Raw genomic sequence first — 14,181 nt, forward strand, 5'->3', positions numbered from 1 at the left:
AGATGTTGCTGAATTGTAAATATTGTGCTGCCCCCATTACTCAAACCGCGAAATATTGTGGGGGTTGTGGTAAAGCTATCCAGCAAAACAACCACGGAATTGAAAGCAAGAGCGTACAACTTGTAATTGCCTTTTATGTCACTTTTCTTCTATATTCAATAATTGCTTTTTTTATTTATAAAGAAGAAGAGATTTCCCTCACAACTGAAATTATAATTGAATCTATATTTATTGTCCTCACATTAGTTTTCAGTTTCTTCGACCTTAAAAAAATACTTGGACTTTACAATGTGAAATACATTTCATGGCAAAGTATGGTTTTCGGGATTGTTTTTCCAATTTTTACGGCAGTGGTAGTTTATGTAGGTGTGGAAGGCATTAATGATCTATTATTTGAAGAATCTGACAATATATTTTACGAATATGCGGGCTATGAAAATTCAATTTTTTGGGCATTGCTATTCACAGTGATATTTCCACCAATTTTTGAAGAATTGGCTTTTCGGGGATTTTTATTCAATCAGTTAAGAAACTTCGCCAATCCTTGGGTGACCATTATAGCTACGGCTTTTATTTTTTCGCTTGTTCACTTTTCCTTTCTATCCATTTTGTGGATATTTCCTTTCGGACTGGTTTTGGGCTACTTAAGATATCGTTATAAAACGCTTTGGCTGGGTATGATGGTACATTTTATACACAACCTATTGGTTTTAATGATTGATTATTATTATTTCCAGAATGATCCATTTAGGGATTTATTTTTATAGCGAAAATGCCGCAACGTTTATTTAGACGCGACGGCATTTTAGTTTTTAAATTGAATTTATGTTACTCCTGATCTTTCGGCGTGGACATTTTGGTATATTCCAAAACGAGGGCGCTCAACCAATCCCAATTGATTGATTTGTATGGATATTTTGCCATAAATTCAGCGTTATCTCCAAATAGGAATTCATAATTCTCCTCAAAATCACTTTTGGGCAACCAGATTATTTTGTCACCTTTTTGCACATAATATGATTTTACAACACCACCGCCAATAGCTGGCGCTCCACCGAAAGAATACCCTTTTGATTCCTTAGCAAATGGATCGTGATATACCGAGATTATATTGCTAAAATCTGGATTGATAAGCTGCATCAAAAATTCTTGTTCGTCTTTTTTGTTTTTCAGGGAAACTTTTTGATTTATGAAATAAATCTGATCGTTGCTCGTCAATTTTTTTGCGCTATTTCTCCTTCCCATGCCATAGTTGCCAATTTTTTGCGACATTTTTCCAAACTTTTCCATACCGCTTGCATACAGATAAGCTTCTGCAATCTGTGATGCGTCATAGGTTTCTTTATTGTCGGTAACGCTATCTTTAAAAACAATTTGAGCAATCTGCCCTTTTTTGGTTACTACGCCTTTACAATAGCCTTTGTGCTCTGAACCATCTTTCATAATAACGGTTGACACTTTTTTAGTGGCTGGTTGGTTAAAACCTTCGTTAAAATAATATGCTTTTAGCATATCGCGCTCTTCGTCTGTATATTTTACCTTGTCTTGGGCAAAAGCAAAACTACAAGCCATTATAAATAGAATGGATAAAAATTTTAGTTTCATAATTTTTGGTTTTAGTAATTTCTATAGCAATATTCCAACATTAATTTTGAAAGATGAATTTCTTCAGCAGGAAATTATCTCCTAAACCCTCAAAATAAGGCAAATGCCCTATACAATTTTGGGGAATATAAAAAAGATAAATCAATTAAGCTTTCTTAAAACTTGAGTAATATTCCTCCATCAAATTCATCAAAGCGGTTACCAAATCTTTGGTCTCAAGCAATAGGCTGAAATACAAAGTGGTGTTTTTTGGGCTTGATTCCTCTGTGCGGGTTCGGGCTATTTGTTTTTCAATTTTGTTTGAAAGGCTGGCGAAGATTTCTTCCTTTTTATTGAGCACGTTTTTAATTCGTTGAAATTCCTTTTTATGGAATATATCTTCAATTTCATTTAAAAGTTCTTCCAAATGTTGATCTATTTCCTGTAAATCCTTTATTTGGTTAAATCGAAGTGCTTTATGATTGTTGTTCACGTGTTTGTAGCTCGCTTTTGAAATAAATTCCAATGACTGCACCACATCGGTCAAATAGCCAAGAATAGTTATATAGAAGTTACTTCCGCGGACGCTGGTCTCGTCCAGATTCTTTATGAAATAGAAAATATTGTCGCGTAATTCCTCTACTTCGTCGTTCAATTTATTTACACCTTTTTTGCTCTTTTTCAGTTTTTTGGTATCCTGCTTGGCCAAGCCACGAAGCATGTCGCTGTAAATTTTGTTGGAACGAGAAACAACATTGCTAATGTTTTCAGCACTTTCCTGAATAATACCCTGAACGGTTTTGCTTTCGGTTTTCTTTAGGCCGGTTTTGTTCAATTTAATCTTCACTTTATTTTTATGTGAAAGATAGTTTCGCACCAACAGTAAAATAGCGAGCAGCAACAATACGGCAATCATTGCTCCTCTTCCTATATAAATCAAGTAGGTTAGAGTTCCCGCAGCGGCAAAGGCAACAAAGGCAGTAAAGAACCAACCGCCAATTACATTTAGCACTCCCGCAACTCTGTAAACAGCACTCTCACGGCCCCAAGCTCTATCTGCTAATGATGTACCCATGGCAACCATAAAGGTAACGTAGGTTGTGGAAAGTGGAAGTTTCATAGATGTAGCGGTAGCAATCAATATACCAGCGACCATCAGGTTTATGGAAGCGCGTATCATATCAAAAGCGGGAAGTTCATAGGTTTTATGCTTTGGTAGGTTTACAACCGGTTTTTCAAAACGCTTGTCTATTTTTTGTTGTAGTGATTGTGGAATTATAAACTCAAAATAGGTTGCAATTTGCGTACTTGATTTTACCAAAAATCTAGAAAGCATATTGGGGTTGAATTTTTCGTGGCCTTCGCCTTGACGGGCAAGATCAATTTCGGTATCGGAAACTGTCCTTGCTTTTTTGGAAAACCACAGCGTAAGCACCATCACACCACCTGCAATAAAAAGTAACATGGGTTCTGCGGGCACTTGCTCTGCCAGACTGTGCATACTGTATTCTGAGGCGGGAATTCCTGAGGCCGACCAATCCATAAAACTGTGATATGCAGCCATTGGAACTCCAATAAAGTTTACCAAATCATTACCTGCAAAAGCCAAAGCAAGACTAAACGTACCCACAGCAATTACGATAATAAGAATACTTTTTTTGAAAATCATCATAAAAAGTTGCGAGAATACGGTCCAGATAATAAAGCTTACTCCAATTATCGTCCAAGTATCCCCTTCGACAATATCTTTAAAATCTCCGTAAAAAGGGGTCCCTTTTAGGCCCTTCATAAAAATAAAATAGCTTATGCAAGTTAATGCCACACCGCCAAAAATGGCGCCAAAATACTTCATCTTCTTTTCGACATGGAATGTGAAAATAAGCCGAGAAATATATTGAACGATCATTCCGACAGAAAAGGCAACCCCTACGGAAATTACAATCCCAGAGATTATTTCTAAAGCTTTGTCGGTATTAATATATTTTGAGAGTGCTGAAAATGATTCGGTATCTGAATGGCCAATCTTTATCAAAGCCATAATAACTGCTGCGCCCAAAAGTTCAAAAACGATAGAAACCGTTGTAGAGGTTGGCAAGCCGATAGTGTTGAAAAAATCCAGCAGCAAAATATCGGTAATCATTACTGCCATGAAAATGATCATGATTTCGTCGAAATAGAATTCGCCCGGAACGAAGATTCCCTTTCGTGCTACTTCCATCATTCCACTGGAAAAAACTGCTCCAATAAAAATACCCAAACTCGCTATTATCAATATGGTTCTGAAAGAAATTGCCTTTGAACCAATGGCAGAGTTTAAAAAGTTTACTGCATCATTACTAACCCCAACCACCAAATCTGCAATGGCAAGCGCGGCAAGCGCTACAATCATTAATAAATAAATATTATCCATTTCTGTTTATTTAAACTGGTGCAAATTTCCCACATAAAATAGGATTGTTTGTTACCAAATTGTTAACTGTATTATTTAAAAATCTATCTGTAAACGGCCTTGCAAAACGCTTGCATTTCCTTTGTTTTCAATATTTGCCCAAACATGGTTTATCATTATTCGGGTTACTGGGTTTAGGTGCCAATTTAGGCCCAAGGTAATATCAGATTGCCTTCCGCCCAAAACATCATTATTCTCCAAATCTGAATTGGAATAGCGTAGCGCCACTTCCCAAGCTCCGGCGCCTTTGTCTTTTCCCCCAAAATTCTTTTTGGGCTTTACCCTGTCAAAACCTTCGTAAGAACCTTTATAATTTTTACTTTCCCCAGTAATATAATAGCTTACCTGACCGTAATAACTATCAAAGTTATATTTTTTAAAAGTTGCTTCGGCATTATTGTTAACCGTAGCTGTTAAATATTCCCCTTGTAGTGATAAAGGGCCACTTACAAAAGCTGCTTCAAAGTTTGCAAGGTTAATATTATTTACGTTTTCAATGGTTTCGGTATTTATATATTTTAGTTCCAAATGGGATTCTGGCCTTGAAGCAATACTGTAGGTCTTACTTTCAGGTTTACGATAGCTGTATCCCAAACCAAGATGAAGTAACTGTCTTTTTTCAGAATTTTGTATTGCCAACCCTGTAATTCTTCCTGTGAGAACGTAACCGTCGTCGGCAAGAATATCATTTCCGTTGTTGCTAGCCATTCTGAATGCGCCGGCTTGCGCGGAAAGACGTTCTCCGAAAAAATCATTAAAAACCAAAATACCATTATTGCGCTCTTGCGAAAAATCTATGAAAAACGAGCGCTCCATAAAAGTAATGTATTTACTACTTGTTAAAGCATCCAAACGAAAAGGCTCTTTTACATGGCCTACGCGTATATTGCCAACACCAGGAACATCTGTAAGGCCTATATACATATCTTTAAAAGCTACTTCGCCGCTAGCAAAATCAAATTGTAATTTAAACTCCACATTGCTGTAAACGGTTCCAGACATAAATAAACGTGCCCGCCTAAATTCTGTTCCGCTTTTTGAAAGAAGTGGGCCAAAATTTGAATCCAATTCATCATTTTGGAAAAAGTAGGCGTGATCTACCATTATGCGGCCACCAAACTTTAAAGAAAATTGTTTGTCCTGGCTTTCTAACTTAAAGCCATTGTCCCATTTAAAGGAAAAAGGGTTTGTTGGTGCTTCCTGTGAAAATGCAGTAATAAAAGAAAACATCAGGGCACTGAAAAGTAAGTGCTTACGTTGCATTGAAAAATCAGTTTTAGTTTTTGTCGCTGCAAAGAACTAATTTTAATGTTACGTGAATGTTAAGAAACCAACTTGAATTAGTATTTTTAAAATGAAAAAGGGCTACATATTTAAATGCAGCCCAGTTTTAAAATCTAGTCGACAAAAACTAAACGATTTTAAAATTCGCCTCTTTTAAGGCAGTTACAAAGAAAATACCCTGACGTTTATTTTGTGTAAATTTACCTTTACTAAATCATTAACTTATCAATTTTAATTTTTTTTATTTTTTAAATAATTTAAAATCAAAATCTTACAGCTTTAATGTTATTATAATGTTATGTAATCATTTCTTAAAGGTTAATTTTGTAAATTTGAATATTCCAATAATTTAAAAACTTACTTATGAAAAATATACTCGCACTTTTAGCAATCGTTTTGATAACTTCTGTTGCCTTGGCTCAAGATACTAAAAAAAATACTTACTTTTTAGATGGTGATGTAATTGAGGCAACAATCTATCACGATAATGGAATGGTTGCACAAACAGGATATTATACCAAGGAAAATAAACTTACTGGCGAATGGGTAAGTTATGATACTAACGGAAACAAAACTGCCGTTGCCGAATACAATGACGGTGAAAAAGTTGGCACTTGGTACTTCTTTACCGATAAAAATATTAAAGAAGTAAGCTATATGGATGCACGTGTAGCAAAAGTTGTTACTTGGAAATCTTCCGATACACAATTGGTTGTAAATTAAAGACAAATATTAATATGCAAAAACCCCGGTTTCGTGAGAAACCGGGGTTTTTATTTGTTGCTAATTCAATAATTTATTCGAATACGTACCCTGTCCAGTTAAACAAATCCCTGCTTACTGTTGGAACTGTTCCATCAGTAACATTAATAGTTGCATCTGCTGTAGATTTGATATCGGCAATATCAAGACCAGTAGAAGAATCTCCCACTACTGAAATGTTAACCAAAGAACCTTTAGCATCACCTTTAGAATCTGTTAAGTCAATGAAATCGCCAGCAGTTGCACTTGAATTTGCAAAGGCTACATATGCGTTAGTAAGTGTAAGTCCGCTACCTCTTCTTACTTTAATCATATCTGCCATTTCAATAACTCCTCCATTAATCAAAACTAAACCGTTAATTGTTGGGTTTGATTGTCCTCCATCACCAGGAGAATTTCCGTCAAGGTTACCATCACCTTCCAGCCCACGAGGATCTTCAGTAATTGAAGTAAAGTTAGCTTCTCTTAAACCGTAAAGATTGGTTGCGGTTCCAGTCCATCCTTGTGTCCAGTCAAACATATCATCTTTAATATTTACAGACATTAAATTCTTCACATTTACAGTTCCTCCAAAAAATTCGTAAGCATCGTCATCACCGTAAAATACAGCTAGGTTTTCAATTACTGTTGCATTTCCTACTGCATAAAAAGTAATACCATTGAATTCTTTATCACCATTAATACGAGCACCTGTGTAAGAAGCTTCCACATATTTCATAACTCCGGAATTGTCATTAGAAGTAGTTCCGCCGTATGTTAAATCTACAACTTCTGTAGTAGCAGTACCACCACCACTAATAGGAGCTTTTCCAATTAAAAGAATTCCGCCCCAATCTCCTGAACGTGGATTTTCAGCGTTTGAAGTAAATCTAATTGGTGCAGCAGCAGTACCAGGAGCGTTAATTTTTGCGCCTTGTTCAATAGCTACATAAACGTTTGTTCCACCAGCGGTAGCTTTTATAGTAGTTCCCGCTTCAATAGATAAAGTTGCTCCAGCTTTAACATGTAATGGTCCATTTAGTAACCAAGTTTGGTCAGCCGTAAGTATTACGTTTGCAGTAACATCACCTTTTAAATCTGCTGGATCCAAATCTGGATCATCTTGAGAAGCTATTATTCCGTCTTTTTCAGCTTGCACTGCACACGGAACACAAGAGCCACCACAATCAATACCGGTCTCATCACCGTTTTGAACTCCATCATTACAAGTAGCTGCCACTGGTGTGGGGCTATCGTCTTTACTACAGCCAGTAAGGGCTAATGTTGCGATTACAAAGCTTGATAAAAGAATTTTTTTCATTTTTTTGTTTTGTTTTAAAAGTTTGGTGCAAAGAAACAACTAGCTTGTTTCGTTACGTTTAGGTTAATATTATCGTTCTGTTAATTGTATTTTTTAGAATGAATAGGAAACGCCAGCGCTAAAAACTACGCCTCTTTTGTAAGTTTCTACTGGAACTTCTTGCCCATCGGGCAATGCAGCATTTGGCACTCCAATATTGTTTACCTCTTGGGTCAATTTGTAGTCGGGATCCAATATATTTTTAATGTTAAGTTTGATTCCAAAATTTTCATTGATGGCTATTTTGTTGATGAAATCCAATGTTGGTATTGCAGAAAGCATAATGTTTTGTTTCCCAGACCCTGGGTTTGCGTCATCGCCACCAGTACCTAAAGAATAAATACTTTTGCTGTTGTAGTTGAAAACTACTGAACTGGTAAGGCCGCTGTTTTTCTTTTTAAGATTCAGCGTTAAATCTGAGCCCAAAATGAAAGGCGAAGAACCTTCAAGTTCATCTTCTTTGTTGGTGAAACGAACCGTTAGATTATCCGTTGGAACGTCTTCCAATTTTTGATTTGAGTACAAATAGGAAGCATTCAAGCCGAAAGTCAGTGTTTTTTCATCGTTTGAATCGTTGGAAAGCTTCAGTATATTCTTTCTCAATTCAAGCTCAACTCCAGCAATTGTAGCATCGCCAGTGTTTACGTATGATAGTTCGCCTGCGGCAGAATTCACTTCAATACGGTTAATGGCATTTTTAATGTTTTTATAGAAGCCTGTTAAAGCTACAATTTCACCTGGGCTGAAATAATATTCGTATTTTAAATCGAGGTTATAATTGTCCGCTGTCAACAAATCTGGATTACCAAAACTGTTGAAACTCACATCTTCATAAAGAAAAGGAGCAACTTCCTTAAACTGCGGAAGGGTATACGTTTTACTTCCCGCCAAACGAACGATGCTGTTTTCGTTGAAGTTATATTTCAAGTTAAAGCTTGGCAGCACAAAGTTTTCCTCAATAAGAGAAGGGTCTGTGTTGGGGTCGTTTGTTGTTGCGAGATTGGTGTCAAAAAGCACTTCCTGTTTCACTTTTTCATAGCGAACACCTACGTTTGCTGAAAAACTATTAGAAAAATCATAGCTTGCTTCTCCCAAACCGGAATGGATTGTTCGGGTTCCGTCATAAGAAAAAGGAATGAATGGATCTTTTCCGTCGCGGCCATCTCCTCGGTTTGTTGTCAATCTGAAAATTTCTTCATTTAGCGATTGCTGATTGAAAAGTGAAGTATCTGGATTGTCAATATCCACAACCGCTGGACTGTCAAGAATGTAATTTATTTGTGTGTAATTAAAAGTTCGGTCTGTATCTCTATAATTGTATCCCAAACGGATTCTGCTGTTTTTGCTGTCTTCGTTTTTACCATTCAATGCATAATCTAAATAAAGCTTTCCGGCCAAATCATTTTCTTCAAGATTTGAGTAGAATCGGTTGTTGAGTGCACTTCCCGAAGCAGCGCGTGCAATATCTGCATTTACATCAATAACATAGGTATTGGTTCTTCGGTCTGGCTCATAACCACGAATAGTGTTATATGAAGCTCCCGCTTCTAAACTTAGTTTTTCAGTAAGCGTTAGTGAGGTTAAAAGTTGGTTTACAAAAAGATTGTTTTCGTTTTCCTGTTGTCTTCTAATAAAAGCACGGATTGGATTTTGAGGCTCATCATTTTCAGTAAGGCCTGCTTTCAGTCCGTAATAATCAGCAACACTTTGGCTGTTGTTTTTGATAAACATACTGTTTGCGGCAATGTAATCGCCTTCTGGAAAACGCCATTTCACATTAGCCATTGCCAATTTTGAAACATTATAGTTGTATTCCGTTTTTTCAAATTCTTGGTTAAAACCTCCAGCGGAGTTTATCCTGTCTGAATTTCCTTTTCGGTATTCATATTTATTATCAAAATTACCGACAAAGAAAAGGCTCAGCCTATTATTGCCCATTTCGAAACGTTTTCCGCCGGAAAGTGAATAACTTGAGTTAAGCTGTGCGTTTTGAGTGTTTGGTTTAAAATTATTATCGAATGCGTGAACGCCCAAATCAGTAATAGGCACATGTGTATTATGAATATTGCCAATATATTTGGCATTGTCCATTATTAAAAACTCTTTTCCTATAGCTCTTGAATTCACTTCTGGTGAAATTGAGAATTGTAAACTTCCTGGGCCTGTAAGCTCTTTGCTCACAATATTTATATTCGCTCCCGCAACATCCCCGTAAAGTGGCACAGAAAAGGTTTTGTTGATGCCCACACTTTCAATTACATCGCTAGAGAAAAAATCCAACGAAATGTTTTTGTATTCCGGATCTTCGGAAGGAAGGGGCAATTCGTTCAACGTAGTGGAATTGTAGCGATCTCCCAACCCGCGAACAAAAACGTTTTTTACACCAGCTTGTTTTTTGATTCCTGTTACTTTGGTCACTGCACCCTCAGCATCGCCAACACCTTTTCTGGAAAGGTCTTCCGCGCCTATTGATTGTGAAATTCCAACGGCTTTCTTTTGTTCCAATAATAAAGCAACTGCACTTTCTCGACGTGTTGTGGTTTTAATTACCACTTCATCTAAAGCTGCAGCACTTGCACCCATGGGAACATCTATGTTTGTAACTTTATCTGCAATTACTTTAACGTCTGAAATCTCAACGGTTTCATACCCTACAAAACTGTAAACAACGGTGTAGGTTCCCGGTTCAATATTTTCCAATGCATACAAACCGTCAATATCTGAAATCACCCCTTTTGTAGTTCCTTTTAGAAAAACATTTGCAAATGGCAAGGGTTCATTATTGTAATCGGTATCTGTAAGTTTTCCAACAATAGAGCCTGTTTGCGCTATTGAAATAGAGGTTAAAAAGAATAATAAAACTTTAATAATTGTTTTCATTTTTGTCGTTTGATTTATTTGTGCAAAGGAACTCCCGTAATGTAAAGCCCGTGTTAATTAAGCATTACCAATTCGTCACTATAGCGTTAGCGGAATGTTAAGAAACAACCCAAAAATTATCATTGCTTTACTTTTTGAAAATAGTATCTTGCTTCAAAATTTTTAGAAATATGATGCAATGGGAACAGCTGCTCTCGCTACGAAAGCAGGGAGATAAAAACAAAAGGCTCAGAATTGAAGAGAACGAAACCCGCTTGGGCTTTGAGGTGGATTATGACCGTGTTATTTTTTCTTCGGCGTTCCGAAGTTTACAGGATAAAACGCAGGTTATTCCACTTTCAAAAACATCTTTTGTGCACACCCGACTTACGCATAGTTTGGAGGTTTCCGTGGTTGGGCGTTCTTTGGGAAGAATTGTTGGAAAGGAAATTTTGAAGAAACACCCACAATTGCAAAGTGTGCATGGCTATCAATTCAACGATTTTGGAGCGATTGTCGCTGCCGCAGCTTTGGCGCACGATATTGGCAATCCGCCGTTCGGGCACAGTGGCGAAAAGGCCATCGGCGATTATTTTCTGAACGGAAAAGGGAAACGTTTTAAAGAACAGCTTACCGAAAAGGAATATCAGGATTTGGTGGATTTTGAAGGAAATGCAAACGGATTCAAAATTTTAACTGAATCCAAAAACGGCGTTGAAGGTGGATTGCGGTTGACGTATGCAACTTTGGGGGCATTTATGAAATACCCAAAACAATCGCTTCCTAAAAAACCCACAGCACATGTTGCCGATAAAAAATTCGGTGTCTTTCAAAGTGATACAGATTTTTTTAGTGAAGTTGTTTCCGAACTGGGGCTTTTAAGCAGAAATAATACAGGTTTTGCTCGCCATCCCTTGACTTTTTTAGTGGAAGCTGCGGACGATATTTGCTACACGATAATAGATTTTGAGGATGGAATTAACCTCGGATTGATTGAAGAAGACATCGCTTTGGAATATTTGATCAATTTGGTTCGAAATAATTTAAAAACAGAAGTCTATTCCCGATTAAATACACCGCAGGACAGATTGGCTTATTTACGCGCGCTTGCTATAAATACGCTGATTGCAGAGGCTGCAACACTTTTTCTTGAAAATGAAGCGGAAATTCTAAACGGAACTTTTTCCGAAGCATTGCTGGACAAAAGCCAATATAAAGCCCAGATTGCAGACATTATAAAGATAAGCGTTGAAAAGGTTTATCAAAGCACGGAAGTGATGGAAAAGGAGATTGCGGGCTACAATATATTGAGCACCTTACTCGATGCTTTCACCACGGCTTTTGAAAACCAACAAAACGGAAATGCGCGCCATTACGACAAGCTTTTGCTGCGAATGTTTGATGGAACTATTTCTAAAAACCAATCGGTTTATCAATATTTAATGGAGTGTTGCAGTTATATTTCCCGATTGACTGATGGAAACGCACTTCAAATTTTTCAGAAAATAAAAGGAAATCTGTAATAAAAGCAGCGCCCCTTTTGAAAATTCTGTTAAATGTTGGGTTTTCCATAAAATTTCGAAAATTTTACGATAATTTTAAAATATGTTAATTAAATTATAATTGACAGTCTTACAATTTATTACTGTATAAACCTTCGCTAAAATCTAAACTATATCCTATGAAAAAAATTCTTTACTTAATCATTATTTTTACCGTCAATCTTTCCTTTGCACAGGATTACAGTGGCGTGATAAAAACATATCTTGAGCAAAATCGAACACAGTATTCGTTACAGCAGCAAGATGTTTCAGACATTTCAGTAGTATCGCAGAGCTTCTCAAAAAGCTTGCAAGCTTACAATGTGTATGTAGAACAGCGGTACCAAGGTATTAAATTGTTTAATTCTACTTCTCCTTTTTTGGTAAAGGATGGAGCTGTTGTAAGCGCAAAAGTTTCATTTACTGAAAATATTGCTTCAAAAGTTAATGGCGTAAATCCTGCATTAACAGCGGACTTAGCAATTTCAAAAGCGGCAGCCGCACTTGGGCTTAGTGCTCCTTCAAATCTGGAATTGCTTCAACAGGGAATAGATAATTCCTATATTTTCTCTAACGGAAATATTTCATTGGAAAATATTCCGGTACAATTGGTTTATCAAAAAATTGAGAATGGCAATTCTTTAAGACTGGCTTGGGATTTAAGTATTTATAAACGCGATGCAAGTCATTATTACAGTGTTCGTATTGATGCTATGACCGGAGATTTATTGGAAACAATGGATTGGGTTTCACAATGTGAATTACCAGATTTTTCTGCGAATCATAATTATAGCTCAAAAAAGGGCGAAAGTGTTTTATATAAAAATAATACTAAGGCAACAAAAAGTATTCTTGTAGATGCTCAATATAGAGTTTTTGCATTGCCACTGAGAAATCCTGATGACGGACCGGATACTTTGGTAATAACTCCGGAAGATGCTACTGCCTCTCCGTTTGGATGGCATGACACTAATGGCGCCACGGGTGCTGAATTTACAATTACAAGAGGAAATAATGCGTATTCCTATTTGGATTTGTGTGATACAAACTCAGGAAATTCGCCAGATGGCGGCCCTTCTTTGAATTTTGATTTTCCTTTTAATTTACCACAGGCCCCAGCTAACTTTAGGGATGCCTCAGCAGTGAATTTGTTTTATTTGAATAATGTTATTCACGATGTAATGTACCAATATGGCTTTGATGAAGCAAGCGGAAACTTTCAAGAAAACAATTATGGCAATGGCGGAGCAGGAAGTGATTACGTAAATGCAGAGGCGCAAGATGGCGGGGGAACCGATAATGCAAACTTTGCAACGCCACCGGATGGCAGTAACCCAAGAATGCAAATGTATCTATGGGGTGGGGGCACCGCGCCAGTCGCAAATATTTTTACAATTAATGGTGGTCCACTTGCGGGGGTATATAGCGGAGTTGCTGCAGGTTTTGGTGCTGGAATCCCAATAAATTTAACTGATGATTTAGTTTTAATTGAGGATGATGACGCGGGTGTTTCTACCGATCCAAATGATGGTTGCGACAATATTACCAATGGAGGTGCCTTGAATGGAAAAATTGCAGTAATAAGACGAGGTGAGTGCGAATTTGGATTTAAGGTATTGGCTGCGCAAAACAATGGTGCTGTTGCAGCTATTATAGTAAATAATGTGGCTGGTGATCCACCGCTTATGGGTGCAGGAGTTGTTGGCTGTCAAGTTACCATCCCGGCATTTGCTATTTCAAATGTGGATGGCGAACCAATAATTACATTATTAGATGGTGGCGGCTCTATTAACGGAACAATAAATGGAACGAATGTTCCAGTAAGTCTTGACGGAAGCCTAGATACAGAAATTGTTACTCATGAATATGGACATGGAATCTCAAACAGACTTACCGGGGGGCCTGGCAATACAGGTTGTTTGCAGAACCAAGAACAAATGGGAGAGGGCTGGAGTGACTTTTTCGGTTTGGTTATGACTATTTATAATGGAGATCAAGGCGCTGATATTAGAGGGATGGCCTCATATGCTTCTGGAGACCCAAATGGAATCAGGACGTATCCATACAGCACCAATTTTGCGATTAACCCGCATACGTATGATGACATAAAAACGGAAGTAGCTCCGCACGGCGTTGGTTCAGTTTGGGCGGCGATGCTTTGGGAAATGACTTGGGATTTAATAGACGAATACGGCTTTGATTCAGACATTTACAACGGTACTGGCGGTAACAACATCGCCCTGCAATTAGTGATTGATGGTTTAAAATTGCAGCCTTGTAGCCCTGGATTTGTTGATGGCCGTGATGCCATTCTTGAAGCCGATGAAATTTCTAATGGAGGCGCAAACAGATGTATTATTTGG

9 protein-coding genes are annotated in these 14,181 nt (G+C 37.4%); 4 read left to right on the plus strand and 5 right to left on the minus strand.

The genetic code is table 11. The features are described 5' to 3' along the window. Positions 1-2: 2 nt before the first annotated feature. Positions 3-767: a CPBP family intramembrane glutamic endopeptidase gene (locus tag A7A78_RS09735; protein ID WP_068762262.1), complete on the plus strand. Its 765-nt coding sequence runs from the start codon at positions 3-5 to the stop codon at positions 765-767. Positions 768-828: 61 nt separating this feature from the next. Here the strand turns inward: A7A78_RS09735 and A7A78_RS09740 are convergent, their stop codons facing one another. From A7A78_RS09740 to A7A78_RS09750, 3 genes are all read right to left on the minus strand, one after another. Continuing rightward, positions 829-1,605 (minus strand): hypothetical protein, encoded by a 777-nt coding sequence (locus tag A7A78_RS09740; RefSeq protein ID WP_068762263.1) that lies wholly within the window; start codon positions 1,603-1,605, stop codon positions 829-831. 145 nt (positions 1,606-1,750) lie between these two features. Continuing rightward, complete coding sequence (locus tag A7A78_RS09745; RefSeq protein WP_068762264.1) at positions 1,751-3,994, minus strand: inorganic phosphate transporter; 2,244 nt, start codon at positions 3,992-3,994, stop codon at positions 1,751-1,753. Positions 3,995-4,069: 75 nt separating this feature from the next. Beyond that, positions 4,070-5,296, minus strand: coding sequence for an OprO/OprP family phosphate-selective porin (locus A7A78_RS09750; RefSeq protein ID WP_094746094.1), 1,227 nt, complete (start codon positions 5,294-5,296; stop codon positions 4,070-4,072). Positions 5,297-5,680: 384 nt separating this feature from the next. Here A7A78_RS09750 and A7A78_RS09755 point away from each other — a divergent pair, with 384 nt between their 5' ends. Beyond that, positions 5,681-6,040, plus strand: coding sequence for a toxin-antitoxin system YwqK family antitoxin (locus A7A78_RS09755; RefSeq protein ID WP_068762266.1), 360 nt, complete (start codon positions 5,681-5,683; stop codon positions 6,038-6,040). 73 nt (positions 6,041-6,113) lie between these two features. Here the strand turns inward: A7A78_RS09755 and A7A78_RS09760 are convergent, their stop codons facing one another. Beyond that, positions 6,114-7,379, minus strand: a complete 1,266-nt coding sequence (locus A7A78_RS09760) for a hypothetical protein (protein ID WP_068762267.1) — start codon at positions 7,377-7,379, stop codon at positions 6,114-6,116. A 93-nt stretch (positions 7,380-7,472) separates the two neighbouring features. Continuing rightward, complete coding sequence (locus tag A7A78_RS09765) at positions 7,473-10,298, minus strand: TonB-dependent receptor (protein WP_068762268.1); 2,826 nt, start codon at positions 10,296-10,298, stop codon at positions 7,473-7,475. Between the two features lie 173 nt (positions 10,299-10,471). On the opposite strand from A7A78_RS09765, the gene A7A78_RS09770 reads away from it, so the two are divergent. Together A7A78_RS09770 and A7A78_RS09775 are read left to right on the plus strand one after the other, a co-directional pair. Next, positions 10,472-11,800, plus strand: a complete 1,329-nt coding sequence (locus A7A78_RS09770; RefSeq protein WP_068762281.1) for a deoxyguanosinetriphosphate triphosphohydrolase — start codon at positions 10,472-10,474, stop codon at positions 11,798-11,800. 158 nt (positions 11,801-11,958) lie between these two features. Continuing rightward, positions 11,959-14,181: T9SS-dependent M36 family metallopeptidase (locus A7A78_RS09775; protein ID WP_068762269.1), on the plus strand; the 2,223-nt coding region annotated here is incomplete at its 3' end.

This window comes from Aequorivita soesokkakensis (assembly GCF_001641085.1).
Classification (GTDB): domain Bacteria; phylum Bacteroidota; class Bacteroidia; order Flavobacteriales; family Flavobacteriaceae; genus Aequorivita; species Aequorivita soesokkakensis.